This window comes from Chloroflexus islandicus (assembly GCF_001650695.1).
Lineage (GTDB): Bacteria > Chloroflexota > Chloroflexia > Chloroflexales > Chloroflexaceae > Chloroflexus > Chloroflexus islandicus.
Map to the genome: position 1 here is coordinate 1 of NZ_LWQS01000050.1, position 25,330 is coordinate 25,330.

General features: G+C 64.3%; 18 protein-coding genes. 15 read left to right on the forward strand and 3 right to left on the reverse strand.

From position 1 onward, the window contains the following. Window positions 1-282 precede the first annotated feature (282 nt). From cbiB to A6A03_RS09420, 14 genes are all read left to right on the forward strand, one after another. Window positions 283-1,230 (forward strand): adenosylcobinamide-phosphate synthase CbiB, encoded by a 948-nt coding sequence (gene cbiB / locus A6A03_RS09355; RefSeq protein WP_066786925.1) that lies wholly within the window; start codon window positions 283-285, stop codon window positions 1,228-1,230. Further along, entirely contained in the window at window positions 1,223-2,620 is a 1,398-nt protein-coding gene (locus A6A03_RS09360) for a sirohydrochlorin chelatase (RefSeq protein WP_066786928.1), read from the forward strand. The genes cbiB and A6A03_RS09360 overlap by 8 nt, the downstream gene beginning before the upstream one ends. After that, entirely contained in the window at window positions 2,617-3,141 is a 525-nt protein-coding gene (locus A6A03_RS09365) for an NAD(P)H-dependent oxidoreductase (protein ID WP_066786931.1), read from the forward strand. The genes A6A03_RS09360 and A6A03_RS09365 overlap by 4 nt, the downstream gene beginning before the upstream one ends. Next, window positions 3,138-3,797 carry a precorrin-8X methylmutase gene (locus A6A03_RS09370; protein WP_066786933.1) on the forward strand — a complete coding sequence of 220 codons (660 nt, stop codon included), beginning with the start codon at window positions 3,138-3,140 and terminating at the stop codon, window positions 3,795-3,797. The genes A6A03_RS09365 and A6A03_RS09370 overlap by 4 nt, the downstream gene beginning before the upstream one ends. 498 nt (window positions 3,798-4,295) lie before the next feature. Further along, entirely contained in the window at window positions 4,296-5,531 is a 1,236-nt protein-coding gene (locus tag A6A03_RS09375) for a cobalt-precorrin-5B (C(1))-methyltransferase (protein WP_066786937.1), read from the forward strand. Then, a complete protein-coding gene (locus tag A6A03_RS09380) occupies window positions 5,528-6,754 on the forward strand; it encodes a bifunctional cobalt-precorrin-7 (C(5))-methyltransferase/cobalt-precorrin-6B (C(15))-methyltransferase (protein WP_066786944.1) in 1,227 nt (408 codons plus the stop codon). Before A6A03_RS09375 ends, A6A03_RS09380 begins: the two co-directional genes overlap by 4 nt. A gap of 302 nt (window positions 6,755-7,056) precedes the next feature. Then, window positions 7,057-7,779, forward strand: coding sequence for a precorrin-2 C(20)-methyltransferase (gene cobI / locus A6A03_RS09385; RefSeq protein ID WP_066786946.1), 723 nt, complete (start codon window positions 7,057-7,059; stop codon window positions 7,777-7,779). Next, entirely contained in the window at window positions 7,776-8,579 is an 804-nt protein-coding gene (cobM, locus tag A6A03_RS09390) for a precorrin-4 C(11)-methyltransferase (RefSeq protein WP_066786948.1), read from the forward strand. Before cobI ends, cobM begins: the two co-directional genes overlap by 4 nt. Before the next feature lie 112 nt (window positions 8,580-8,691). Continuing rightward, window positions 8,692-11,028 (forward strand): precorrin-3B C(17)-methyltransferase, encoded by a 2,337-nt coding sequence (cobJ, locus tag A6A03_RS09395; RefSeq protein ID WP_066786952.1) that lies wholly within the window; start codon window positions 8,692-8,694, stop codon window positions 11,026-11,028. Between the two features lie 791 nt (window positions 11,029-11,819). Beyond that, window positions 11,820-12,602, forward strand: a complete 783-nt coding sequence (cobA, locus tag A6A03_RS09400) for a uroporphyrinogen-III C-methyltransferase (protein ID WP_066786955.1) — start codon at window positions 11,820-11,822, stop codon at window positions 12,600-12,602. After that, window positions 12,599-13,987 (forward strand): cobyrinic acid a,c-diamide synthase CobB, encoded by a 1,389-nt coding sequence (locus A6A03_RS09405; protein WP_172812298.1) that lies wholly within the window; start codon window positions 12,599-12,601, stop codon window positions 13,985-13,987. The genes cobA and A6A03_RS09405 overlap by 4 nt, the downstream gene beginning before the upstream one ends. 319 nt (window positions 13,988-14,306) lie before the next feature. Further along, entirely contained in the window at window positions 14,307-14,858 is a 552-nt protein-coding gene (gene cobU / locus A6A03_RS09410) for a bifunctional adenosylcobinamide kinase/adenosylcobinamide-phosphate guanylyltransferase (protein ID WP_066786958.1), read from the forward strand. Continuing rightward, window positions 14,840-15,913, forward strand: a complete 1,074-nt coding sequence (locus tag A6A03_RS09415; RefSeq protein WP_066786960.1) for a pyridoxal phosphate-dependent aminotransferase — start codon at window positions 14,840-14,842, stop codon at window positions 15,911-15,913. Before cobU ends, A6A03_RS09415 begins: the two co-directional genes overlap by 19 nt. A 30-nt stretch (window positions 15,914-15,943) precedes the next feature. Next, window positions 15,944-17,419, forward strand: a complete 1,476-nt coding sequence (locus A6A03_RS09420) for a cobyric acid synthase (RefSeq protein WP_066786963.1) — start codon at window positions 15,944-15,946, stop codon at window positions 17,417-17,419. Here the strand turns inward: A6A03_RS09420 and A6A03_RS09425 are convergent. From A6A03_RS09425 to A6A03_RS09435, 3 genes are all read right to left on the reverse strand, one after another. Further along, the gene (locus A6A03_RS09425; protein ID WP_066786966.1) at window positions 17,411-18,415 is read right to left on the reverse strand and encodes a tetratricopeptide repeat protein; all 1,005 of its coding nucleotides are present in this window, start codon (window positions 18,413-18,415) and stop codon (window positions 17,411-17,413) included. The two genes, A6A03_RS09420 and A6A03_RS09425, sit on opposite strands and share 9 nt — an antisense overlap. A 24-nt stretch (window positions 18,416-18,439) precedes the next feature. Next, window positions 18,440-19,864: a tetratricopeptide repeat protein gene (locus A6A03_RS09430; RefSeq protein ID WP_066786969.1), complete on the reverse strand. Its 1,425-nt coding sequence runs from the start codon at window positions 19,862-19,864 to the stop codon at window positions 18,440-18,442. Between the two features lie 242 nt (window positions 19,865-20,106). Further along, window positions 20,107-23,766, reverse strand: coding sequence for an SDR family NAD(P)-dependent oxidoreductase (locus tag A6A03_RS09435; RefSeq protein ID WP_066786971.1), 3,660 nt, complete (start codon window positions 23,764-23,766; stop codon window positions 20,107-20,109). A gap of 187 nt (window positions 23,767-23,953) precedes the next feature. Between A6A03_RS09435 and A6A03_RS09440 the strand changes: the two genes are divergently transcribed. Beyond that, on the forward strand, window positions 23,954-25,297 hold the full coding sequence (locus tag A6A03_RS09440) for a cytochrome P450 (protein WP_245668928.1): 1,344 nt from the start codon (window positions 23,954-23,956) through the stop codon (window positions 25,295-25,297). The last annotated feature ends 33 nt before the right edge of the window (window positions 25,298-25,330 follow it).

The window sequence follows — 25,330 nt, forward strand, 5'->3', positions numbered from 1 at the left end:
GGGGGAGGGGGGAGAGGCCCCCACCCCCGGCCCCTCCCCCGCTGGGGGAGGGGGGATTGGCCCCCACCCCCGGCCCCTCCCCCGCTGGGGGAGGGGGGTTAACGCAAGGGCGCGGAGGGATATATGTCATTGCGAGGGCGTGGAGCGCCCGAAGCAATCTCCCGCTCATACGAGAAGAATGTTATGGAGTGCGGCAGTTTGACTGCCGCAAACGCATTGGCTGAAGTTCGCTTGGTCTGGCGTGCGGCAGTTTAACTGCCGCAGTCCATAAATACAGTATCTATGCCACCTCTACCTCACCTCATCCAACAGCGCGCCGCAGCGGCGTTAGCAGCCTTAGCCATAGATGCCGTTTTCGGCGATCCGCCCAACCACCTGCATCCGGTCGGGGTGATGGGGCGCTGGTTGCGCTGGGGTGAACGGCTGGCGCCGGCTGCGCCGGGGGCGCGGTTAGTGTGGGGGGCGGTGTGGCTGGCCGGTGGTTGGGTGGTGTTCGGCGGTGTCGCCGTGCTCGCACCGCGCCATTGGCTGGCGCATGGGGCGCTGGCGTCGCTGTTGTTGGCCTATCGCGGTCTCGATCGGGCGGTGGCTGAGGTGGAAGCGGCTTTGGCGGTTGGTGATCTGGCCGAAGCGCGCCGGTTGCTCGGTTGGCATTTAGTGAGCCGGCCAACCAACGATCTGAGCACCGCTGAGGTGGCTGGGGCGGCGATCGAGTCGCTGGCCGAGAATCTGAGTGATAGCGTAGTGGCGCCGTTGCTGGCCTTGCTTGCCGGTGGGTTGCCGGGGATGGTGATCTATCGCTTGACCAATACTGCCGACGCGATGTGGGGTTATCGCACCGAGCGGTTCGAGCATCTGGGCAAGGTTGCGGCTCGTTGCGATGATGGGTTTAATCTGGCGCCGGCCCGCTTGACGGCGCTGCTGATTGCGCTGGCCGCGCAGCTTGCCAACCGGCGCGGCGGCGCGGCGCTGGCGGTGGCGTGGCGTGACGCGCGTCGCACCGCTTCGCCAAACGCCGGCTGGCCGATGGCGGCGATGGCCGGTGCGCTGGATACGGTGTTGACTAAGCGTGATCACTATGCGCTCGGCGATGGCCAGCGCCTGCCTGATGCCGCTATGATCGGCGAGGCGCGCCGGTTGGGACGGTTGGTGATGGCGCTGGTCAGCATTGGCTGGTTGGGAGCTTTGGCGTTCGCACGTTTCACGAATCGAGGTCGCCACGATGACTGATACCGCTCTGTTGCTGATCGGCCACGGCACCGACGATGCCGCTGGAGTAGAGGAATACCACCAACTGGCCGCGTTGGTGCAACAACGGCTCGATCTCTTTGTCCAACCTTGCTTTCTCGAATTGGCCGATCCACCGATTGGGCAGGCGATTGACGCTTGCGCTCGCGCCGGTTATCAGCGCATCGTCGCATTGCCGCTCTTGCTCGGCGCTGCCGGCCATCAAAAGAACGATATTCCGGTCGCGTTGCGCGAGGCGCGCGCGCGCTGGCCCGAACTCACCATCCACTATGGCGCGCCGCTAGGGGTGCAGTATTCACTGCTCAAAGCCCTTGGCGACCGCTTGGCTGAAGCTGAAGCGGCAGCGCCGCCAGTACCGCGCGCTGAGACGGCGCTGGCCTTGATTGGCCGTGGCAGCAGTGATCCCGATAGCAATGCCGATGTGGCCCGCATGGCCCGCTTGCTGTGGGAAGGGCGCGGTTATGCGCGGGTATTGTACGGCTTCTACAGCATCACTACCCCGCGCGTGCCGGAAACGATCGATGCCTGTATCGCGCTCGGTGCGCGGCGGGTGATGATCATTCCATACCTGATCTTTACCGGGCGGATTTTGCAACGGATTGAGCAGCAGGTCATTGCTGCTCGCCAACGCTATCCCGATCACGATCTCGTCCTCACCGGCCATCTTGGTCTGCACGAGGGAGTGATCGCGGCGATCGAGCAGCGGTTCCGTGAAGCGGTGCAAGGCCAAGCGGCGGTCAATTGCGATGTGTGCAAATACCGCCGCCTCTTCCCCGGCTTTACCGCCGATTTTGGCCGCCCGCAGACCAGCGATCACGATCACGGCCTGCGCGGCGAGCCGCCGGCGCGCGGGATCGAGGCGATCTTACCACCTCGCTACCGCGGTGGCCGTCCGGTCAGCGCCGCGCCGATGACCGCGGCGCCGCTGGTGTTCGATGAACAGGGGCAGGTGGCATGGGATCGAGTGTGGGGCGGGGATGACCCCAATAACCCCTTCTGCGAATTGGCGCTGGCCGGCGGCCCGCCCCATCGCGGCACCCTGCTCGAACCGGTCGATCCGGCTACGGTGCAGGCCGATCCCGCCGGCTATGCTCACGTGATTGCCGAACTCTCCCGCGCGCTGACGATGGTGACTGACCTGCCGGTGAAGACCGATGTCGCTCCCGGCTGGATCGGCCTCGTTTGCGAGAGTGAAGAGATGGCGATCTGGCTGTTGCGGGCGATTATCGTGGAAAATGTCAGTGTGCGGCGTGAAGATCGGGTCTTGCTGTTGCCGGCGGGGCCGCAGTTCCGGCTCGAAGCCGAGATCAAGAATGTCGTGACCGCTGTCGCCAAGACCTACCACTACTGGAAGGAGCATATCCGCCAATGACTGATGTGACGTGCCGCATCTTTATTTTGCACGATGTTGGCGATCACGTGGCCCAATTAGCCCAAGCCATCGCCGCCGGCGTAGCGACCGTTCCCGGCGCCGAGGTGAAGGTGCGCTTGCCTAACCACGCCACCAAAGCCGATCTGCTCGAAGCTGACGGGATCATTATCGGTACGCCGAACTGGACGGGTATCAAGGGCACGTTGAAGCGCTGGCTCGACACGACCGGCGATCTGTGGGAAGAGGGAAGCTTAGCCGGCAAAGTAGGCGCGGCCTTTACCAGCAGCGCCGGACGCCATTCCGGCACCGAGTTTACCCTGCTCTCGGTGTTGCACTGGATGCTCGGCGGCGGCATGATCATCGTTGGTCTGCCGTGGACGCCGCTGATGGAGCAGGCCGGTTCCTATTACGGTGCGACGTCGGTTGGTGAGATGACCGAAGCCGATCTATTGCAGGCGCAAGCCTTGGGCCGGCGGGTGGCGCAGGTTGCTTTGCAGTTGCGCCGGGGAGCGAACCTATGACCGAGCACGTGCCTGTGGCTGGCGCCGAGATCGCCGCTCGCTCGTTCGCGATCATCCGCGCCGAGCTGGCCGAACGCGGGATCACCTTGCCGCAACCGTTGGCGACGGTCGTCGAGCGGATCATTCACACCACCGCCGACTTCGAGTTCGCCACGATGACCCAAGCTAGTCCCGGTGCGATCGAGGCCGGCGTCGCTGCGTTGCAACGCGGTTGCGCGGTGATCACCGATGTGCAGATGGCGCGGGTTGGCATCGACCAGCGGCGGCTGCACCGCTTCGGCGGCGTGGCGCACTGCTTCAACGACCTGCCGGACGTTATCCAACTCGCTGCGGCGACCGGTCTCACCCGCAGCGCCGCCGCCTTGCGTTGGGCCTACGAACAGGGCCATCTGGCCGGCGCGATTGTGGCGATCGGCAACGCACCGACCGCCTTGTTCGAGCTGCTCGATCTGCTTGACCGCGGCGCGCAGCCGGCGTTGATCATCGGTGTGCCGGTTGGCTTCGTCAACACCGCCGAAAGCAAAGCGGCGCTCATGGCCCGCCAAGATGTGGCGTGGATCGTCACCGCTGGTCGCAAAGGCGGTTCACCGGTGGCGACGGCGATTGTCAATGCACTGCTGCGGTTGGCGCTCGGTGAGGACAACCGCGATGTGTGACGTTAAGGCGCAGAGGGGGCGAAGGCGCAGGGACAATAAACGCAAAGGCGCGAAGGGCGCAGAGAGCGCAAAGAGTTTTAACGCAAAGGCGCGAAGGGCGCAGAGAGCGCAAAGGGTTTTGGGGGATGGCAACCAGTACGCCAACCTCTGCGCCCCCTGCGGCCTCTGCGGTAAAAAACCAGCAAGCGCGAAGGGCGCAGAGAGCGCAAAGAGTTTTAACGCAAAGGCGCGAAGGGCGCAGAGAGCGCAAAGGGTTTTGGGGGATGGCAACCAGTACGCCAACCTCTGCGCCCCCTGCGGCCTCTGCGGTAAAAAACCAGCAAGCGCGAAGGGCGCAGAGAGCGCAAAGGGTTTTAACGCAAAGGCGCGAAGGATGCAGAGAGCGCAAAGGGTTTTGGGGATGGCAACCAATACGCCAACCTCTGCGCCCTCTGCGCCCCCTGCGGTACAAACCACCTGCGCCCTCTGTGGTGAAACATGGACATACGGAGACACGCGATGGCCGATATGGTTCCGCCCCGCAACAAACGCGGTTCGCGCACCGGCTACACCACCGGCAGCAACGCCTCAGCCGCCGCCAAAGCGGCTGCAATTGCCCTCTTGAGCGGGCAGTGGCCGGCGCAAGTGACGATCACCTTGCCGATTGGCGAAACCGCGACGATGACACCCGCCGTCACCCGGCTCGATGAGAACGGCGCCTATTGCTGTATGCGCAAAGATGCCGGTGACGATCCCGATGTCACCCACGGCGCGTTGATCTGCGCGCAGGTGCGGCTCGTGACCGCGCCGGGCATTCATCTGGAAGGCGGCGAGGGGGTGGGGCGGGTGACGCTGCCCGGTTTGGGGTTGCCGGTCGGCGGGCCGGCGATCAACCCGGTGCCGCGCCAGCAGATTACCGCTAACGTCCTCGATGCTGTGCGTGAGTATGCTCCCGGCGGCGAAGCGTTTCTGGAGCAGGCCGGGCTAGAGGTGATTATCAGCGTGCCCGGCGGCGAGCAGATCGCGCAAAAGACGCTCAACCCGCGCCTTGGCATTATCGGCGGGATTAGCATTCTCGGCACCACCGGCAAGGTCTTTCCCTACAGCACCGCTGCGTGGCGGGCCAGCGTGATCCAAGCGGTCGAAATGGCGGCTCGCAATGGCGTCCAGAAGATGATCCTCTGCACCGGTGCCCGCTCCGAGAAGTTTGCGATGCGCATCTTTCCTGAGCTGCCAGAGATCGCCTTTGTCGAATTGAGCGTCTTTACCGGCGATGCGCTTAAAACCTGCATTGCCCATGGCGTACCGTCAGCCGTGTTTGTGGGCATGATCGGCAAGATGATCAAGACCGCGCAAGGTTATATGCAAACTCACGTAGCCGGTAATCAGGTCGATTTCGCCTTTCTGGCGCAGGTCTGCCGTGAAGTGGGTGCGCCGGACGAGTTGGTGCAGGCGGTGGCGCAGGCGAATACTGGCCGCCATTTTCTTGAGTTGTGCCAGCAGTATGGCCAGCAAGCGCCGTTGCAGCGGATCGTCGATTTGGCCCTCGACCAGTGCCTGCGCTTCATTGCCGCCCACGGCGGCGCGATGGATTTCGAGACCATTCTGGTCGATTTTGATGGCACGGTGCTGGCTCGCGCTGCGGCAGTCGCTGCCGATCACGCGCATCCTGCGACTCTGCCGCCGCCGTTGATCGAGCGCTTGCCAACCGATCCGTTGCCCGAAGATGATACGATCGTGGAGGGTGAGCCATGAGCCGGCGCGTGCCAATTCTGGTGGTCGGTCTGACCGATGCCGGCGCTGATGGTTTGCCGGCTAAGCTTCTTCAGCGGATCGCCCGCGCCGATCTGCTGGTAGGCGGGAAGCGCCATCTGGCTGCGTTTCCTGAGGTGGCCGCCGAGCGGCTGGCGGTCGAAGCGAGTGTGGAGCCGGCGCTGGCCCGGTTGCAACAGGCGTGGGAAGCTGGTCAAACGGCGGTGGTGCTGGCGTCAGGTGATCCGCTCTGGTACGGCATTGGCGCCAGTTTGCGGCGGGTGTTTCCGCCCGAAGCGCTCGACATTGTGCCGGCTCCGACTTCGGCCCAACTCGCCTTTGCCGCGCTGGCCGAGCCGTGGCACGATGCGGTCTTGCTCAGTGCCCACAACCGTCCGGTGGCCGCGATGATTCCGGCGGTACTGGCCGCGCCCAAAGCGGCGATTCTGACCGATCGCCAGCAGACGCCGGCAGTGATCGCGCAAGCATTGATCGCTGCCGGGATGGATCCCGCCAGCCGCTGCGCGGTCTGCGAGCAGCTTGGCGGGCCGCGCCAGCGCGTCGTCTCCGCTACCCTCGCCGCTCTCGTCACCGCCGAATTTGATCCGCTCAATGTGCTGGTGGTCTGGAACGACCGGCCCGTGCGTCCCATCCCTCCCGGCCTGCCTGACGAGGCTTTCAGCACCGAAGCCGGCCAGATCACCAAGCGCGAAGTGCGTTTGCTTAGTCTGGCCGAGCTGGCCTTGCAACCCGGCGAGGTGTTGTGGGACATCGGCGCCGGTAGTGGTGCGGTGGCGATCGAGGCGGCTCGCGCCTGCCCAACCGCACGGGTCTACGCGGTCGAGCGGCGTGCGGTGTTTGTCGAACATATTCACGCTAATCTGCGCCGTTTTCCCGCGCCTAACCTGCACGCGGCCCACGGCGAAGCGCCGGAGGCGTGCGCCGATTGGCCCGACCCCGATGCGATCTTCGTCGGCGGGAGCGGCGGGAGGTTGGAGGCAATCATCGCGCTGGCCCAGCAACGGCTGCGCGCCGGCGGCCGGCTGGTGCTCAACCTCGTGACCGCCGGTCATCTCGCTACGGCGCTGGCCCTCTTGCCGGCGGCGCGGGTGGTGCAAGTGCAAATCAACCGCGGCGCGCCGATCCAGTCCGATCTGCGCTTTGCCGCACTCAATCCGGTCTTTATCGTGACATGGGTAAAGGCGCAAAGCGAGCAAAGACGCTAAGAACGCTAAGGTTTTAAACGCAAAGACGCTAAGAACGCGAAGATTTTATGGAGGTAGCAAAAGCGTGCTTATGCCAAATCTCAAAAAACCTTGCGCCCTTTGCGGAGCCGGACAGCCGTCCGGCTCTACAGCGCCTTTGCGTCTTGGGGAGCCGGACAGCCGTCCGGCTCTACAGCGCCTTTGCGTCTTGGGGAGCCGGACAGCCGTCCGGCTCTACAGCGCCTTTGCGTCTTGGGGAGCCGGACAGCCGTCCGGCTCTACAGCGCCTTTGCGCACTCTGCGCCTTACAGTTAGGTGTTGGTATGAATGCTGAACTCACTGCGGTCGGGCTTGGCCCCGGCGACCCCGAACTGATTACGCTCAAAGGCCTGCGCGCTGTGCAGGCGGCTGATGTCATCTTTGCGCCGCAGAGCCGCGACGGCGATGCTAGCATTGCGCTGCGCATCGCGACGCCGTGGATCGATCCTTCCCGCCAAGAAGTGGTGACATTGCCGCTGCCGATGACGCGCGATTCCGGCCAACTACGTCCGGCGTGGCAAGCCGCCGCCGAAGTGATGGCCGCGACCCTCGGCGCCGAGCGGCGCGGGGTCTATCTCTTGCTCGGCGATCCGCTGCTCTACGGCACCTTTTTCTACCTGTGGCGCGAGTTGCGGGTGTGCGCTCCCACCCTGCCGGTCAAAGTCATTCCCGGCGTCACGTCATTCGCCGCCGCTGCCGCCGCCGCCGGCATGCCGCTCGCTATGGCCGACGAGCGGCTGATTGTGCTGCCGGCCAGCTACGAGACTGATGCCGCCACCTTGCAGCGCCTCCTCACCGAGTTTGCTACGGTTGTGTTGATGAAGGCCGGTGCTGCGGCGCCGTCCATCCTCACGGCGCTTGAACAACTTGGCCTCCTTGACCACGCCCTCTATGCCGAGAGAGTGGGACTGGAGGGTGAATTTATTACGCGCGATTTGCGGACACTCGACCCGCACCATCGCCCGTACCTGTCGCTCGTTATTGTTCGCCGCGGAGAAGTGCTATGACCTACCCCGTCGTTCCCGGAACTGTCTATTTTGTCGGGGCCGGCCCCGGCGCGCCCGATCTGATTACGGTGCGCGGGCGTGATGTGCTGGCCCAAGCCGATCTGATCCTCTACGCCGATAGTCTGGTTGACGCGGCGCTGCCGGCGGCGTATGCCCGGCCTGAAGCCCGGATCGTCGGTTCGGTTGAGATGCACCTCGACCAGATTGTGGCGCTGATGCGCGAAGCGGCGCAGGCCGGGCAGGTGGTGGCGCGCTTGCACAGCGGCGACCCGGCGCTGTACGGTGCGATCCACGAGCAGATGGCCGCGCTTGATGAAGCTGGGATCCCGTATGAGGTCGTTCCCGGCGTGACCGCCGCTTTCGCCCTCGCGGCCCGTCTCGGCGTCGAGCTGACCGTTCCCGAATTGGTGCAAACGATCATCTTTACCCGGCCCGCCGGACGTACCCCCTTGCCGGAGCGCGAGCAGCTCACCCGGCTGGCCGCGCACGGTGCTTCGCTGGCAATCTACCTCGGCATTACCCGGATTCAGCAAGTGGTGGAAGATTTGCTGGCTGGCGGCGCTTACACGCCGGATACGCCGGTCGTAGTGGCGTACCGGGTGACATGGCCCGACGAAGAGATTATTCACGGCACGCTCGGCGATATTGCTGCCAAAGTCAAAGCGGCTGGCTTCACCCGGCAGGCACTGATTTTGGTTGGCGCGGCCCTTGATCCGGCCCACAAACGCACCGATCGGCCAACCAGCCGACTCTACGATCCAACCTATAGCCATCGTTTGCGCCGGCGGGTAGGGACATAGCGCGATGCCCAAGGGCATCGCAACGCGATGCCCTTGGGCATCGCAACGCGATGCATTGGGTATCGCAACGCGATGCCCCTACCCGTTGGCGTTGACATCATTTGAGGTTCTTATGACCAACATCGCTCTCATCGCTATCACCCGTGCTGGGTTGGCGCTGGCCGGTCGCCTCGCCCCGGCGTTGCCGGCCATTGTGTGGGTGCCGGCCCGCTTTGCGGCTGAGCTGCCCGCCGCCATGCCCTATGCGACCGTCGCCGAAGCGGTGCAGACCGCGTGGACGTCGGCGCGGTCGATTGTCTTCATCGGTTCCGCCGGGATTGCGGTGCGTTCGCTGGCGCCATTGCTGCGCGCTAAAACCGTTGATCCGGCAGTGGTTTGCCTCGACGAGCAGGGCCAGTTTGCGGTGCCGTTGGTGGGCGGCCATCGCGCCGGCGCGAACGAACTCGCCCGCCGGTTGGCCGCGCTGACCGGCGGCCATGCCGTATTGACGACATCCAGCGATACCCAAGGGTTGCCGGCGCTCGATCTGATCGGGCGCGATCGCGGTTGGCGGCTGGCCGCCGATTCGGCGACTACCCACGTCATGGCGTGTCTGGTGAATGGCGAGCCGATCGGGGTGTGGGTTGATCCGGCGTTGCCAACGGCGCGTGATGTGCTGGCCGCCGAACTCGCCGCTGTGCCGGCAGTCGAATGGGTCAGCGAACCGTCTGCTCTTGCCAGTGACTATTTTGCCGCCGCGATTGTGGTGTCCCACCGCCGCTTGGCTGACCTGTGGGAGTCGCTGCGTCCCAAAGCCTTGCGCTATCTGCCGCCAGTCTTGGCGGTGGGGATTGGGTGCCGGCGCGAGACGCCGGTTGGCGAGTTGGCCGAGGCGCTAGCGACGACGCTGGCTGAGGCCGATCTACTGCCGGAGTGCGTTGCGACCATCGCTACCGCCGAGCTGAAAGCGACCGAGCCGGGGATCATCGCGCTCGCGGCCCAACTTGGCGTCCCGCTCACCATCATCTCCACCGAGCAGTTGCGCGCACTCGACCCAGAGGGTTTTAGCCCCAGCGCTGCCAGCCGGTTCGAGTTGCCGGGTGTGGCCGAGCCGTGCGCGGTAGTGGCGGCGCATGGGCCGTTGCTCGCGCCGAAGCGGTCGTTTGCCCGTTGCACCGTCGCCGTTGCCTTGCGCGCACCTGTCGCCAACCCGTGCGATGCCGCTCCCGCTGCCGGCCAACTGGCGCTGGTCAGCATCGGGCCGGGTGATCTGTCCCAGCTCACAGTTGCGGCCCGGCAAGCGCTGGCCCATGCCGAGGTCGTCACCGGCTATGGCCGCTATATCGACCTCATCCGTCCGTTGCTGCGGCCCGACCAAGAGGTCATCGTCACCCCGGCGATGGGTGACGAGATGGGACGGGCGCGGGCCGCCATCGAACTGGCGCGGGCTGGCCGGCGGGTGGCGCTGGTCAGCAGCGGCGACATCGGCATCTACGCGATGGCCGCACCCGTCTTCGAGATCTTGCACGCCGAGGGATGGACTGGCCGCGATCCCGTTGTCGAAGTCATTCCCGGTGTGAGCGCATTTCAGGCGTTGGCGGCCCGCCTTGGCGCACCGGTCAATCACGATCTCTGCCTGATCAGCCTCAGCGATTTGCTCACCCCATGGCCGCTGATCGAGCGCCGGCTGCGCGCCGCGGCCCAAGCCGATTTCGTGATTGCGCTCTACAATCCACGCTCGCAAGGGCGGAACTGGCAATTGGCCGCGGCCCTCGCCATCGTGCGCGAGCATCGTCCGCCGCAAACGCCGGTCGCGTTTGGCCGCCAAGTCACTCGCGCCGATGAGCAGGTTACGCTGACCACCCTCGCCGAAGCCGATCCAGAGCAAGCCGATATGTTGACGGTGGTGCTGATCGGCAATAGCCAGAGCTTTGCCCTAGCCGGCCACATGGTGACGCCGCGTGGCTACACCACCCGCGCCGCTGCGCCAACCCCAACCGCCGCCGCCACACCCGCGCCGGATTACCCAATCGTCTTGACCAAACCGTCGCACATGCCGGCGGTGGTCATTGGCGGCGGCGCTGTCGGCGAGCGCAAAGTGCGCAGCCTGCTCGCCGCCGGCTTTCCAGTGCGGCTGATCAGCCCCACCGCCACGCCGCAACTGGCCGAATGGGCAGCGGCGGGCAGACTGATCTGGGAACAGCGCAGCTATCAAGCCGGCGACCTCACCGGCGCACGGCTCGTCTTCGCCGCCACCGATGATCGCGCTGTCAATGCCCGCATTGCCGCGGCAGCCAGCGCCGCCGGCGCACTCTGCAACGTCGCCGATGATCCCAGCGCCGGCGATTTCCATGTGCCGGCAGTGCATCGCAGCGGCGGCATCACCATTGCCGTGAGCAGCCATGGCGCCGCGCCGGCCCGCGCCGCCGCAATCCGCGACGCGATTGCCGAATGGTTGGCGGAAGCGTGATGTAGCTGTATGGAGTGAAGCAGTTTGCCTGACGCGCAAGGGTATGGAGTGCAGCAGTGTGACTGCCGCACTCCATAAACGGCAAGGTGCATTGCGATGCATTGCGATGACATTCCAAGCGAGCGTATGGACTGCGGCAGTGTAACTGCCGCCAGAATGACATTCCACAGTGTGGCAGTGTGACGGCCGCACTCCATAAACGGTAAAGTGCATTGTGATGCGTTGCGATGACATTCCAAGCGAGCGTATGGACTGCGGCAGTGTAACTGCCGCCAGAATGACGTTCCACAGTGCGGTGTTGAGTGCGGCAGTGTGACTGCCGCACTCCATAAACGGTAAAGTGCATTGTGATGCGTTGCAATGACATTCTAAGCGAGCGTATGGAGTGCGGCAGTGTAACTGCCGCATGAATGACATTCCGAAGTGCGGTATGGACTGCGGCAGTGTGACTGCCGCACTCCATAAACGGCAAGGTGCATTGTGATGCGTTGCGATGACATTCTAAGCGAGCGTATGGAGTGCGGCAGTGTAACTGCCGCATGAATGACATTCCGAAGTGCGGTATGGAGTGCGGCAATTTGCCTGCCGTGCAACGGTATGGAGTGCGGCAGTGTAACTGCCGCATGAATGACATTCCGAAGAGCGTATGGACTGCGGCAGTGTAACTGCCGCACTCCATAAATGGCGAGGTGCATTATGAATTGCGATAACGTTCTCCATTCCGGCCCGATCCGTGGTAATTCGTTTCCATCAGTGTTCATCCGTATCCCATATCCAACCCGGAGTAGCTTATGACCGGTAAAGCCTATCTCGTCGGCGCCGGCCCCGGTCGCGCTGACCTGATTACTGTGCGCGGTTTGGCTGTGCTGCGCCAAGCCGATGCCGTCCTCTACGACCGCCTGATCGCGGCGAGCCTGCTCGACGAAGCGCCGCCTCACGCCGAACGGATCTTCGTCGGCAAGCGGCCCGGCCACCATTCCGTGCGCCAAGACGGGATCACCGAGACGCTGGTGCGCTTGGTGCGTGCCGGGTTGCAGGTGGTGCGGCTGAAGGGCGGCGACCCCGGCGTCTTTGCCCACCTGACCGAAGAAGCGGCGGCGCTGGCGGCTGCCGGTCTGCCCTTCGAGATTGTGCCGGGAGTCTCCTCGGCGCTGGCGGTGCCGCTCCATGCCGGGATCCCGCTCACGTGGCGCGGCGTCGCCTCCGCGTTTACCGTCGTCTCTGGTCACGAAGCTACGCCGCACGGCTGTAGCGGGATCAGTTGGGCCTTGCTGGCCGCGTCGCCGACCCTCGTGGTGTTGATGGCGCTCGAACGGCTGGCGCAGGTGTGTACCTATCTGATCGCCGCTGGCCGCAATCCCGATACGCCGGCGGCGCTGATCAGTCGCGGCGCCAGCGCCGATCAGCGCGTGCTGCGGGCCACGCTCGCTGCCTTGCCGGATCGCCAGCAAGCGGCGCAGTTGCCGCCGCCGGCTGTGCTGGTGGTGGGTGAAGTGGCGTCATTAGCCGATACGTTGGCGTGGTACGATCCGGCCCAATTTCCTGCCAATCCAATGTTGTGGGACGACCTATGATCCACCTGCCCCGCCTGCTATTCGCCGCGCCGATGAGCGGCAGCGGCAAGACGACCATTACCGCCGGCCTGATCGCCGCCTTGCGCCGGCGCGGTCTGCGCATCGCGCCGTTTAAGTGCGGCCCTGACTACATCGATCCCGGCTACCATGCTCTCGCCGCCGGCAGGCCGTGCCACAACCTCGACTCGTGGCTGATCCCGCCTGACCAGATCGCCGGTGTGCTGGCCCGCCGCAGCGCCGAGGCCGATCTGGCCGTGATCGAAGGGGTGATGGGTCTGTTCGATGGCTACGCCGGCGATGACGATACCGGCAGCAGCGCCCACATTGCCCGCCTCACCGCGACGCCGGTGATCATTGTGCTCGATGCGCGCGCGATGGCCCGCACCGCCGCGGCGCTGATCGCCGGCTTGCGCGATTTCGACCGCCGGCTCCAAATCGGCGGCGTCATTCTCAATCGGGTTGGTAGCCCGCGCCATGCTGCGCTGATCCGTGATGCCGTCGAGCAGACGGTCGGGGTGCCGGTGTTGGGCTATGTGCCGCGTCACGATGCGCTCACCTTGCCCGAACGCCATCTCGGTTTGGTGCCGGTGGCCGAGCCGGGCCGCTGGCAAGAGTGGCTCGATGAGGCGGCGGCGCGGGTTGAGCAGACGGTTGACCTTGACCGGCTGCTGGCCATTGCCCATACCGCGCCGCCATTGCCCGTGCCAGTGCCAACTGTGCTCGCGCCGGTGAGCGGTGTGCGACCGGTGATCGCCATTGCCCGCGATGAGGCGTTTAATTTCATCTATCCCGATAATCTCGATCTGTTGCAGGCCGCTGGGGCGGAACTCGCCTTTTTTAGCCCGCTCCACGATACCGCCTTACCGGCAGGGACAGCGGCGATCTATTTGTGCGGCGGTTTTCCTGAACTCTTTGCCGCGCAACTGGGCGCCAATCAGGCGATGCTGGCCGCGATTCGGGAAGCGGCGGCAGCCGGGATGCCGATCTACGCCGAGTGCGGCGGCTTGATGTACCTGACCGAAACGCTGATCGATCAGCACGGCCAAGCCTTTGCGATGGCCGGTGTGTTGCCCGGCCATTCGCGCATGACGCCGCGCCTCACCCTCGGCTACCGCACGATCGTGGCCCAAGCCGAGACGTGGCTGTGGCGCGCTGGCGAAACGGTGCGCGGCCACGAGTTTCACTATTCGGTTTGGGAAGCGCGGCCCACCGATCTGCCGCCGCTCTACGCTTGCTTGCCTGATGCAATGCGTCCGCAACCGGCCAGCGAAGGGGTGGTGATTGGGCAGACGCTGGCGTCGTACATTCATTTGCATTTTCTGGCCTGCCCGTCCATCGCCGAGCGGTTTGTCGCCGCTGCCAGCACATTTGTTAACGCACAGTAGAGCCGGACGGCTGTCCGGCTCCGCAGAGGGCGCAAAAGGGTAAACGCAAAGGCGCAGGGAACGCAAAGGGCGCAAAGGATTTTGATTGTAAGGGTGATAGAAGCAATGTTACGGTTAGCCTCTAATCTAATTAGTGTTTTCATTAAAATGCTTCAAATATCAGTAGTTAAGAATATGTAGAATATGGCAACAACCATGCTATTACCAACATTACAAAACCCTCTGCGATCGTCGCGCCCTTCGCGTCTTTGCGTTAAAACTTCTGCATCTTTGCTCCCTTTGCGCCTTTGCGTTTGCGCCTTCATGATTGAGGTGGCTGATGAGTACAGTTGTCCTCTTTACCGGTGGCGCCCGCAGCGGCAAGAGCCGGTGCGCCGAGCACTACGCGGCCCGCTTGAGCGAGCAGGTGATCTATCTGGCGACCGCTACCGCCGGCGACGATGAGATGCGCGAGCGGATTAGCCGCCATCGCGCTCGCCGCCCGCCAACGTGGTCGACGCGCGAAGCGCCGGCCAATGTCGCCGCTGCGCTCGCCGATTTGCCAGCGGGATCGGTGGTGTTGCTCGATTGTTTGTCGCTGCTGGTGAGCAATCTTTTGCTGGCTAATGAATCCGATCCTGAGCCGGCTATCAATCGTGAACTCGACGATCTGCTGGTGATGGTTGACCAGCGTGATCTGACACTGATCGCCGTCACTAATGAAGTTGGCATGGGGATTGTGCCCGCCTATCCGCTGGGCCGGCAGTACCGCGATCTGCTCGGTCTGGCTAATCAGCGCGTTGCCGCCGCCGCCGCCGAGGTTTATCTAGTTGTCTGCGGTATTCCGGTCGAGCTGCGCGCACTGGAGGCAGCATGGAACCGCACCCCGTAGCGCATGGCGCGCTCGATGAAGCTGAGTTGGCTCAGTTCGGCTTGCACCCCGATCAGGTGATCGATTTCAGCAGCAACATCAATCCTTTCGGCCCGCCTGCCGCCGTCTTGGCCGCCTTGCGCGCGCTCGATCCGGCTCCGTATCCCGACCGGAGCTGCCTGCGTTTGCGGCAACAGTTGGCGCAGCGCCACCGCTGCCGTCTTGAGGCGGTGGTGGCCGGCAACGGCGCGAATGAGTTGATCCATCTGGCGGCGCGGGCCTTGGGGGCGCCGGGAACAACCGCGCTGGTGGCGGCTCCGGCCTATGGCGAGTATGCCCACGCTTGCCGGCTGGCCGGGATGCAGGTGGTGGAGGTGCGCAGTACGGCTGCGACCCAGTTTCAACCCGATCCGGCGGCGCTATTGGCGGCGATTGAACGGTTGCAGCCGCGCTTGCTGTGGCTCTGCTCGCCTAACAATCCGACCGGCGTGCCCGTGGCAATCGCGACCATCGTTGAATTGGCCCACGCCTGCGCCCGCTACGGCGGCTGGCTGATTCTCGACCGGGCCTATCTGTCGTTGGAGCGTGATGTTGCCGGTCACGATCCGCTCGATGACCACGCGCCGGCCAACCTGATCCGCATCTATTCGCTCACTAAGAGCTATGCGGTGGCCGGTTTGCGTATCGGCTACGCGATTGCTGAACCTGAGCCAGCGAGCACGATTGCCCGCTGGCAACCGGCGTGGAGTGTGAGTAGCGCGGCGCAGGCGGCGGCGCTGGCCATGCTGGCCGATACCGCGTTTTTGCCGGCGACGCTGCCGCGCTTGTGGGCCGCCAGCGATGAATTGGCCGCCGGGTTGCGCCAGCTCGGCTTAACTGTGTGGCGGTCAGCGCTGCCGTTTATGCTGGTGCAATGCGCTGATGCCGCGCTCACCCGCCGCCGGTTGCTGGCGCACGGTTGTGTGGTGCGCGATTGCACGTCGTTTGGCTTGCCGGAGTGGGTGCGCATCGCTCCCCGCCTCCCGGCAGACAATGCGCGCTTGGTGGCGGCGTGGCGAGAGATAGCGTCGCTGTGACGTTACACCGCTGCCTTGGAGGAGATACGTATGCCTGCACCTGTCTTGATGGTGGTTGGTACCGCTTCATCGGTTGGCAAGAGCACGCTGGTGGCGGCGCTCTGCCGGTTGGCCGCCCGTCGCGGGTTGCGGGTGGCCCCGTTCAAAGCCCAAAACATGAGCAACAACGCCGCTGTGACGGCTGATGGCGGTGAGATCGCGCGCAGCACGGCGGTGCAAGCCGCGGCTGCCGGCATCGCGCCGACCGTGGCGATGAATCCGATCTTGATCAAGCCTGAAGGCCAGCGCCGCAGCCAGATCGTGGTCGAAGGCAAGCCGTGGCAAACCCTCGCTGCCGCCGATTTTTGGCAACGCAAGGCGCTGCTGTGGCCGGTGATCACCCGCAACCTTGATGCGCTGCGCGCCGAATACGATCTGGTCATCGCCGAAGGGGCCGGCAGTCCGGTTGAGCTCAATCTGAAGGCCGGCGATCTGGTCAATATGCGGGTAGCCGTCTATGCCCAAGCCCGCACCTTATTGGTCGGCGACATCGATCGCGGCGGGATCTTCGCCCAACTGCTCGGCACTTTGATGCTGCTCGAACCGGCTGAACGCCGGTTGATCGAAGGTCTGATCGTCAACCGCTTTCGCGGCGATCCGGCCTTGTTCGTTGATGGCGTGCGCATACTGGAAGAGCGCGGCGGCGTGCCGGTGCTAGGGGTGGTGCCGTGGATCGAGGATCTTGATCTGCCCGCCGAAGATGCGGTGGCGCTCGATCAGGCCCGACCGGCTCCGGCGCACGGTCTCGTGATTGCTGTCATCCGCTTGCCGGCCATCGCCAATTTCGACGACTTCGACCCGCTGGCCCGCGAGCCGGGGGTGACGGTACGCTATATTGATTACCCTTCGCAATTGGCCGGCGCGGCGGCAGTGATTCTGCCCGGCACCAAACACACCCTCGCTGCCCGGCGCTGGTTGCGCGAACGCGGGTTTGATGCGGCGCTGCGCCAGTTTACCGGCGCGATTGCCGGCATCTGTGGCGGCTACCAACTGCTCGGCGAGCGCATCAGCGATCCGCTGGCGGTTGAGGGAGCTGGCGGCGAAGACGACGGTCTCGGTTTGTTGCCGGTCGAAACCGTCTTTGCCCCCGACAAACAGACCACCCAAACCGTAGCGAAGGCGCAGGCGGCGTGGGCCGGCGCCGCCGAACTGCATGGCTACGAAATCCACATGGGCCGCAGCCGCCGGCTTGGGGAAGCGCAACCGTTGCTGCGCATTGTCCGGCGCGGCGCAACACCCGCCGCTGACGACGATGGGTGCCAGAGCGTCGATGGCCGGGTGTGGGGGTGCTATCTGCACGGCCTGTTTGCCAACGACGAGTTTCGGCGGGGATGGTTACGGCAGTTAGGCTGGCAACCGGCGTTCGATCCTCTACCCCAAACCGACCCGCTTGACCGGTTGGCCGATCAAGTGGCGGCGGCATTGGGTTCACCGGTACTCGATCGCCTGTTCACCATTTCACCGTAACGGCCAGCCTTCGCCACCGGCCCACAATCGTACCGGCACGCGATTGGCCGGCAGATCGAACAGCACCGGCACACTGCGCAAGCCGCTCTGCGGCGCAAAGGCGTCTTCGAGCGCCAGATCGCCGTACAACCCGCGCCCAAACTGGTCGAGATACTGGCGCGAAGCGTCCGGCAAGGGGGCATAGCGTTGCCCGCTCTCATCTTCCACCGCGAAAAGGGTGGCGGGCAACACCCGCTCGACCGGCGCTTCGTTACTCACCGCCAACAACGCCACCAACAGGTGTCCCGTTGGCCGGATTGGGCCGAGTTCGCCGTCAATCACCACCACATCCTCGCGCCGCAACAACCCGATCTGCCACTGATCGTAGGTGATCAGTTGTCCCAGCGTGCGCGTGTTAGGTTCCGGCGACGGGGTTGGCGGCGGCGACGGGGTTGGCGGCGGCGGCGAGGGTGTCGGCACGACAGGCGTCGTCACGACAATCCCCGTTGGCAATGGCGTTGGCAGCGGCCCAATTGCCGCCAGTGTGGGGGGCAAATTGGTGGGAAATGGGGTTGGCGGCAGCGACGTAACCGGTTGGCGCTGCCACCAGCTCACCGCCAGCAAGCCCGCGGCGATCAGCAAGAGCATTGCCGGCAGTTGCCATCCCAACCGGCGCTGGTGAGGCTGGCGTTCAGCGCGCGGCTTGGCTGGGGCCAGCCGTGGCGGCAGCGCCGGTTCTACCACTCCTCCCTCCTTGTCCAAGGGAGGGGAGGGCGGGAGGGAGGGTTGAATCTCTGTCGCTACGGGAAGAATGTTTTCAACCCGGCGTAGCGCCTCATCGCGTTCGGCAGCGGTTTCCGCCACCCGGGCCAACCCGATCCACACCCGCCGCTCGTGCGGCGCGATCCGGCTCAGAGCGCGAAAGATGCGGCGTGCCGCCACAACATCACCGCGACGCGCTGCCAGCGCGCCGCGGTGCAGCCACTGCTCAAGATCGAATGTAACCTCGTCCCCCACCCCGCCTCCGTGCCATCACCGGCGTTACACCCGGCTCAGCACCAACCAACCTTGATTGGGATTGCTGCGGGCAAAGAAGACCAGATCGGTTGCGTCAGGCGCAACATCGAACAAGATCGCCACGCTGCGCACAAACCCATCGGCAGGCACCGGTTCGCTCTGGCTCAAGTCGGCATTCACACCGCGGATGACATACGCATCCGACGCATCAAGTCGCGGTGTCCACACCCGGCCTTGCGCGTCTTTGAGCACGAAGAAATCGAGCGGGATCGGCTGGGCTTGGCCAGTAGTATTGCGCACAAACACTAGCACCACCACGAAGCGACCATTGTTCGGCGTTACCCCATTGAGCGACCCGATAATTGGCGCGGCGTAGGTGGGTTGGTTAAAGTCATACGCCCACCCATTGCTGACTAGCTCGGTGCCGGGACTGACCAGATCGGGGTTCGCTTGGGCCGGATCGACCGCTGGCGGCGGTGGCGGCGCCGGTTCTGGCGTTGGCTCGACAGTTGCTGCGGGGGTTGGTTCCTCACTAGCAGCAGCCGTTGGCGTTGGTTCACCGGCTGGCGGCGTCGTCGGCGCCAAGGTTGACTCGGCAGTCGCCGCCATACTGGTTGCAGCTTGGCTCGTCGCCTGTGCCGGCGGCACCGTGGCGGTGCGGTTGCGCTGTGACAGGAAGATGAACCCAAGCCCGATACAACTGATCAGCAGCACGGCGATCAGAGCCATCGTCAACGGCGTTAATCCCTTTTTGGCCGGTACCGTCTCTTCTTCCAGATCGTCATCGCGGCGTGGGGGCGGGCCAGAGCGCCGGAACAAATTGCCGAAATTCAAGCCGCCGCTGCGCGCTGGCTTGGCTGGTTTGGCCGGCTTGCTGCTACTGCTCCCGCGGGCCCAACTGGTGCTGGGCCGGCTGGACCGGCTAGGTGGCGGCTCGCTCGAACGGCTAGGGCGTGAGGGGGCCGGCGCTGGCGCTTGCTCGTTTTCGGCTGCGCTGCCCAGCGTTGGCGCGGGCCGGGGAACGTCAGGATCGCGCCGTACCGGGCCCGCATCGGTCGCCATCACCTCTGAGAGGGCATCGAGTTGGGCAAAGGGGTCGTCTTCGTCAATGTCGGGCATTGCCGGTGCTGCCGGTGGTGGGGTGGCCGGCGCCGGCGGCGTGGCCGGAGCGGCGGGTGCAGCGGGGGGCGCGGCGGCGGGTTTGGGGGTAACACCCAACGCCTGCAACCCTTTCAACGCCATGTCATTCTTGGGATCAAGGCGCAACACTTGCTCGAGTGCGGCCTGTCGCTCTTCCCGATCCTCTGCAACGCCGGCCAGCCAGAGCCACCCCTGAATATTCTCCGGATGTTCACGGGTCAGCAGGCGGAAGAGCTTGCGTGCTTCGTCCTTTTCCCCTTTACGCGCGGCCTCAACGCCAAGCTGCAAGATGCTGTCGGGATCCGCCATGACCTATCCTTCCTTTTACTCCCGCCTGAAGGCAGCGATCAGGATTCTGCGGTAATCGCGCCTATTCTAGCATGGATACTAGCAACGGTCAACACTTTTTCGTGTTAATGTCGCACGCATACGCGCTAGATACTGTACATGGCTGTTAAAAGTGCAAAGAGTTTTTTGCCGATCAAAGCAGAGAGAGACGTTGCATTGCAACGTCTCTCCATTTCGCAGGTTATCCGGCCATTATCGCCTGCTTACACCGTAATCGCGCGGCCGCGGTGGATCCGTCCAGCGTAGCGCGTGTCGGCTTCGGGCGGTAGCGGCGCCGTCACTAGCAACACCGCTTCGATAAAGCGTTCCAGCTCTTGCTGGCGCTCACGCGGATCGCGTGGCTCTTCGGCCCGCGCCCGCCGGGTCAAATCGACCTGATTGATCAAAATCCGTTGCGCCGTGCGCTCGCTCTCGACGCCGACGGTGGCGGTGAAGGCGTGCAGCGTGGTTTTGACGAAGTTGGCCAGCGCGAATTGCTCGGTGGTCGAGGTTGCGGTCGTTTCTGGCGTCACCAGCGCGAGACTGGCCCCATCGCTGAGTGCGATCTTGCGCGCCACCCGGAAGTGGTGGGTGAGCTGGTGCTCGCACAACTCGGCAAAATCGGCCTCGCTCAGCACCGTGCTCCAGTCGCTGTCTTTGCGGCCCACCAGCGGCGCGGTCGGCAGCGGGCGGAAGGGGGTGCAGACCACTGGCCCCGGCCGGCCATAGGTAGCAATCGCCTGATCGATCGCGGCTTCGATCTGATCACCAGCGACGATGATCGGCAACCGGCCAGCCTCAACGTGATCGTGCAACAGATGGCGCATAGTCTCGGCACCGGCTTCGGTCTCGACAATCATCACTACCTGCCGCGCGCCGTACCGTTCCAGATAGGCGCGGGCCAGCAGGTTGAGATGCTCGGTGAGGTGTTCGCCAATCAGATACACGGTGGTGCCAACCAGCTCGGCCAGCCGTTCTGGGGCCGGCAAGCCGAACAGCTCGCCGCCGGTGGGGGTGCGCTCGTAGCGCAAACCACCCGACGGGTGGAAGGTTTCGCCGCTGACGTTGCGGTCGGCGAGGTAGTAGACCGTCGCCATCGCCACGTCAAACTCGGTCGGCATCCGTTGCAGGTAGAGCATGCCCATCACGCCGTCGCGCACCTTGCGCGCCTCACGGTCGATTTGGGCGCGGGTGAAGAAGGGATCGGGCGGCGCCGGCAGATGGGCGAAGATGTCGGCGGGCAACTGATAACCGCCATTGACCAAGCGCGCCAGCAGCTTGGCCGCGATCGAGCGGTTGAGCAAGGCACTGCTCGACGAAGCCGCCGGATCGCCCTCGCTGCGCAGGCGCTTGGCCAGTTCGCGCAACGCTGCCGGCGCTGCCGGGTTGTGTTCGAGGGCCGCAACATCGTTCGGCAAGAGCAGCTCGACCAGCTCGCGCATTGGGCGCGCGTCGGTGCGGGCCGCGGTAATGAGGGCGGCGTGCAGATCATTGAGCCGCTTGTTTTCCAGAATCAGCCGCGCGCGCCGGGCAAACAGGCCGGGCCGCTCGCCGGTGCCGCGCAAGCGATCACCCTCGACTGGCCCCGGCGCGATCGCGTTGATCTGCACCTCTGGGCCGAGGAAGCGGGCAAAGACCTCGGCCATCGCCCGTTGGCCGGCCTTCGAGACGGCGTAATCCGAGCGGTTGGGGTAGGGGATGGCGGCATCCTTCTCGCCGCCGAAGTATGACGACACGTTGAGCACGTAGCCGCTGCCCTGCTTCTTCATCAGCGGGGCAAGCTTGCGCATCAGCGAGTAGTTGCTGATCAGGTTGGCGTAGAGGGTATTGCGCCAGCCCTCGACCGGCATATCGATTGCCATCTCTTCCACGCCGGCGATGCCAGCATTGTTGATCAGGTAATCAACCGTGCCAAAGGCGGCCAGCGTGCGCTCAACCAAGTCGACGAGCTGCTCTTCGCTGCTCACATCGCAGCCGGGCGCGATCTGCACCCGCTCTTCCACATCGGTGTACCCGACTTCGGCTAGCTCGGCCCGGATCGTGGCTTGGATCTGTTCGAGCTTGTGGCGATCGCGCGCCGCCAGCATCACCCGCGCCCCGCTCAACGCCAACAGCCGCCCGATCTGGCCGCCAATCCCGGCGCTGCCGCCGGTAATCAACGCCACTTTGCCCAGATGCAGACCGATCAAGCTCTCGGCCCAACCGACGGCGGCGCTGCGCGCGCCGGTCGTGGCGCTAATGTTGGCAGGAATCGTCAACGTGATCTCGTTGATCTGGCGCTGGCTATGCAGCAACTGGGCCGTCCACGCGCAGGCGAACTCAAGCCCTTCGAGGCTGCGGTTGTTGAAGCGCACAATCTGGTTAGCCCACACCGCTGGCAAGACATGCTCGCCATTAGCGACCGCCCGCTCGTAGTCGAGCGCCGCTTCGTGCCGCCACACCCGGATCAACTGCTCGATTGCGGCGCATTGGATACGGCCATAGGTATTGCCGCCCGCTTCCGCCCCATTCGAGAGGAAGATCACCCGCGGGCCGCGCGCGCGCGCTCCCGGTGTCAGGCGCTGCGTTTGCCAGTAGCGCGCCAAGCGGCTGGCAATCACGATCGAGCCAACAATTTCGTTGGCGAGGAAGTTCATCACGTTGCCGTCATCAACCTCGATCACCTGTGTGGCCGGTTCGCGGCTGGCAGCGGGCAGGATCACCGCCGCGTGAATGCCGCCGGTATTCTCGCCGGCCCAGTCAAAGATGGCATCAATCGTCGCTGGATCGCGCGGATCGAGTGGCAAGGCAATCGGCGGCGTGAAGGCGTCGCCGGCCAAGCGCCGGCTCTCGTTAATTGCCTGCTCAAACTGCTCGATCGCGGCTTCCGAGCGGAAGCCGATAATCACTTCACTGCCGCAGGTGCGGAGCATTCCGGTCAATGCCATAACCTCTTCGATCTGATCGCCGGCGCAGATTAGCGTCGTGCGCCCGCTGGCATCGATCGTGCGCAGGTCGGTGCGGGCCAGCAAGCTGGTCTCGCTGCTGGCCGGCAACTCCATGCCGTGCGTCACCTCAATTGTCTCGCCGGTCAGCGCCGCAGCTTCATCGCTGGCCAGAAAGACCGCGGCGTCGGTGACATCGCCAATGGTGGGGAAACGGCGTTCAAGTTGGCCGTGATCATCGGGCCGGTAGAGCCGCATAGTGGCAAAGAACTGGTTAGCCGTATCGCCTTCTGGCCGCCCTTTGAGCTCATCCATGCGTTGGAAGACGGTGCGGATCCGCTCGCTCTCAATTGGGCCGGGGAGGATGGTGTTGACCCGAATCCCGCGCGCGCCAAGTTCGCGCGCTGCGATCTGGGTTAGGGTATTGAGGGCTGCTTTCGGTGCGACGTACGGGATGCGCCCGTAGTATTCGGCGCGCGAAAAGATGGTCGAAATGTTGATGATCACGCCGCCAGCCGGAATATGTGGCGCAGCTACCCGCATCAGATGCCATCCCATCCCCAACAAATTCGCAACGCTTTCTTGCAGCGTCTCGTCGGCGCCGGGGCCAAGATCGGCGGCTGTGAGCGGAATCTCGGCTAACCGCCGCTGCGCGCCAGCGCTGCCAGCATTGTTGACCAGAATGTCGATCCGGCCATGCCGGCCAATGATCGCCTCGATGCCGGCTCGCACCGCCGCCGGATCGCCGCCATCCATCACTTCGAGATCGATCCGTTTTGCAGGCACCCCCGCTTCAGCGCGCATCCGGTCGGCTAACGCCGCGAGTTTGGCGCTGTTGCGACCACTAATGACGACGGTTGCACCCTCGGCCAGAAACCGCCGAGTCATATCACTGCCAATGTTGCCGGCCCCCCCGGTAATTAGCGCAATCTTTCCTGCCAGACGCCCTGTCACGCTCATGCATTCCCCCATCGCCAACGGTTCATCGTCGACTATTGATTGATGCTTTACCGATGGGTATAGTATAACATGACGTTGTTCTAAATTTCACGCACGGTTGACGCTTTGCGGCATAACGTTAAGAGCTGGCAAGCATGGTATTATAATCGCTACCATTGACAGGTTGCATTACTCGCACCGGGAGGTTATGATGGCCCGGTTCCCTTCCCCACGCGCTATCCGCACGCTTCAGCAACTCCGCCGCGATCCGCTCGCGTTACTCGCTGATCTCGCCACGCGCGGCGATGTGGCGCCGTTTCGCGCCGGCCCGCAAGCCATGCTGCTGGTCAATCATCCAACCCTCATCCGCGAGGTGTTGGTGACGCACAATCGTGCCTTTGTTAAGGGGCGGGTGTTAGAGCGGGCGAAACGGTTGCTGGGTGAAGGCTTGCTGACCAGCGAGGGTGAGGTGCATCTCCGCCAGCGCCGGTTAATCCAGCCGGCCTTTCATCGCCAGCGCATCGCGGCCTATGGCGCGGCGATGGTGGCGGCGGCGGCGGCGCGCAGTGCGCGTTGGGCCGATGGTGCTGTGCTTGATATGAGCCGTGAGCTGCAGGCGATCACGCTGCGCGTGGTCGGTGAGACGCTCTTTTCCGCTGAGACGGAAGCCGACGCTGCCGATGTCTTTGCCGCGATGCACGATCTGGTAGCGATGTTTGATCTGGCGGTGCTGCCGCTCGCCGACTGGTTGATGCACTTGCCCTTGCCGCCGGTGCGCCGGTTTCAAGCGGCCAAAGCCCGCCTTGATGCGATTGTGTACCGGATCATTGCCGAGCGCCGCGCCAACCCGGTCGATCGCGGCGACCTGCTCTCAATGCTGCTGATGGCGGTCGATCACGAGGGTGATGGCTATCGCATGACCGATACCCAGTTGCGCGATGAGCTGCTGACCATCTTTCTCGCTGGTCACGAAACGACGGCCAATGCCTTGGCATGGGCTTTGTATCTGCTAGCGCAACATCCTGCAATCGCTGCCGCGTTGGAGTCCGAACTCGACACCGTGCTTGGCGATCGCTTGCCAACCGTGGCCGATCTGCCCGCGCTGCGCTACACCGAGTGGTTGTTTGCCGAGGCGCTGCGGCTCTACCCGCCGGCATGGCTGATCGGGCGGCGCGCCATTGCGCCGGTGACAATTGGTGATATGCGGGTCGCGCCGGATACCATTGTGTTAATGAGTCCGTGGCTGATGCATCACGATCCGCGCTTTTTCCCCGACCCGTACCGGTGCGATCCGTTGCGCCACACCCCGGAAGCGCAGGCTGCGCGTCCGAAATTCGCTTTCTTCCCGTTTGGCGGCGGGCCGCGCAACTGTATCGGCGAGCCGTTTGCGTGGATGGAAGGGGTGTTGGTGTTGGCGACGCTGGCCCACCGTTGGCGTTTTGAGCCGGTACCTGAGCATCCGATCGCGTTGCAGACTGGCATTACCTTGCGCCCGCGCTACGGGATGCCGTTGCGGCTGCGGTTGCGTCAGTCGATCGTAAGCCGTGCATGATACAATGAAGTGAGATGATCGTTTTCAATGATG

Excerpts from the sequence above, each read along its gene's own strand:
- cbiB (WP_066786925.1), top strand. The coding sequence starts at position 283 with ATGCCACCTCTACCTCACCTCATCCAACAGCGCGCCGCAGCGGCGTTA.
- A6A03_RS09360 (WP_066786928.1), top strand. The coding sequence starts at position 1,223 with ATGACTGATACCGCTCTGTTGCTGATCGGCCACGGCACCGACGATGCC.
- A6A03_RS09365 (WP_066786931.1), top strand. The coding sequence starts at position 2,617 with ATGACTGATGTGACGTGCCGCATCTTTATTTTGCACGATGTTGGCGAT.
- A6A03_RS09370 (WP_066786933.1), top strand. The coding sequence starts at position 3,138 with ATGACCGAGCACGTGCCTGTGGCTGGCGCCGAGATCGCCGCTCGCTCG.
- A6A03_RS09375 (WP_066786937.1), top strand. The coding sequence starts at position 4,296 with ATGGCCGATATGGTTCCGCCCCGCAACAAACGCGGTTCGCGCACCGGC.
- A6A03_RS09380 (WP_066786944.1), top strand. The coding sequence starts at position 5,528 with ATGAGCCGGCGCGTGCCAATTCTGGTGGTCGGTCTGACCGATGCCGGC.
- cobI (WP_066786946.1), top strand. The coding sequence starts at position 7,057 with ATGAATGCTGAACTCACTGCGGTCGGGCTTGGCCCCGGCGACCCCGAA.
- cobM (WP_066786948.1), top strand. The coding sequence starts at position 7,776 with ATGACCTACCCCGTCGTTCCCGGAACTGTCTATTTTGTCGGGGCCGGC.
- cobJ (WP_066786952.1), top strand. The coding sequence starts at position 8,692 with ATGACCAACATCGCTCTCATCGCTATCACCCGTGCTGGGTTGGCGCTG.
- cobA (WP_066786955.1), top strand. The coding sequence starts at position 11,820 with ATGACCGGTAAAGCCTATCTCGTCGGCGCCGGCCCCGGTCGCGCTGAC.
- A6A03_RS09405 (WP_172812298.1), top strand. The coding sequence starts at position 12,599 with ATGATCCACCTGCCCCGCCTGCTATTCGCCGCGCCGATGAGCGGCAGC.
- cobU (WP_066786958.1), top strand. The coding sequence starts at position 14,307 with ATGAGTACAGTTGTCCTCTTTACCGGTGGCGCCCGCAGCGGCAAGAGC.
- A6A03_RS09415 (WP_066786960.1), top strand. The coding sequence starts at position 14,840 with ATGGAACCGCACCCCGTAGCGCATGGCGCGCTCGATGAAGCTGAGTTG.
- A6A03_RS09420 (WP_066786963.1), top strand. The coding sequence starts at position 15,944 with ATGCCTGCACCTGTCTTGATGGTGGTTGGTACCGCTTCATCGGTTGGC.
- A6A03_RS09430 (WP_066786969.1), bottom strand. The coding sequence starts at position 19,864 with ATGGCGGATCCCGACAGCATCTTGCAGCTTGGCGTTGAGGCCGCGCGT.
- A6A03_RS09435 (WP_066786971.1), bottom strand. The coding sequence starts at position 23,766 with ATGAGCGTGACAGGGCGTCTGGCAGGAAAGATTGCGCTAATTACCGGG.
- A6A03_RS09440 (WP_245668928.1), top strand. The coding sequence starts at position 23,954 with ATGATGGCCCGGTTCCCTTCCCCACGCGCTATCCGCACGCTTCAGCAA.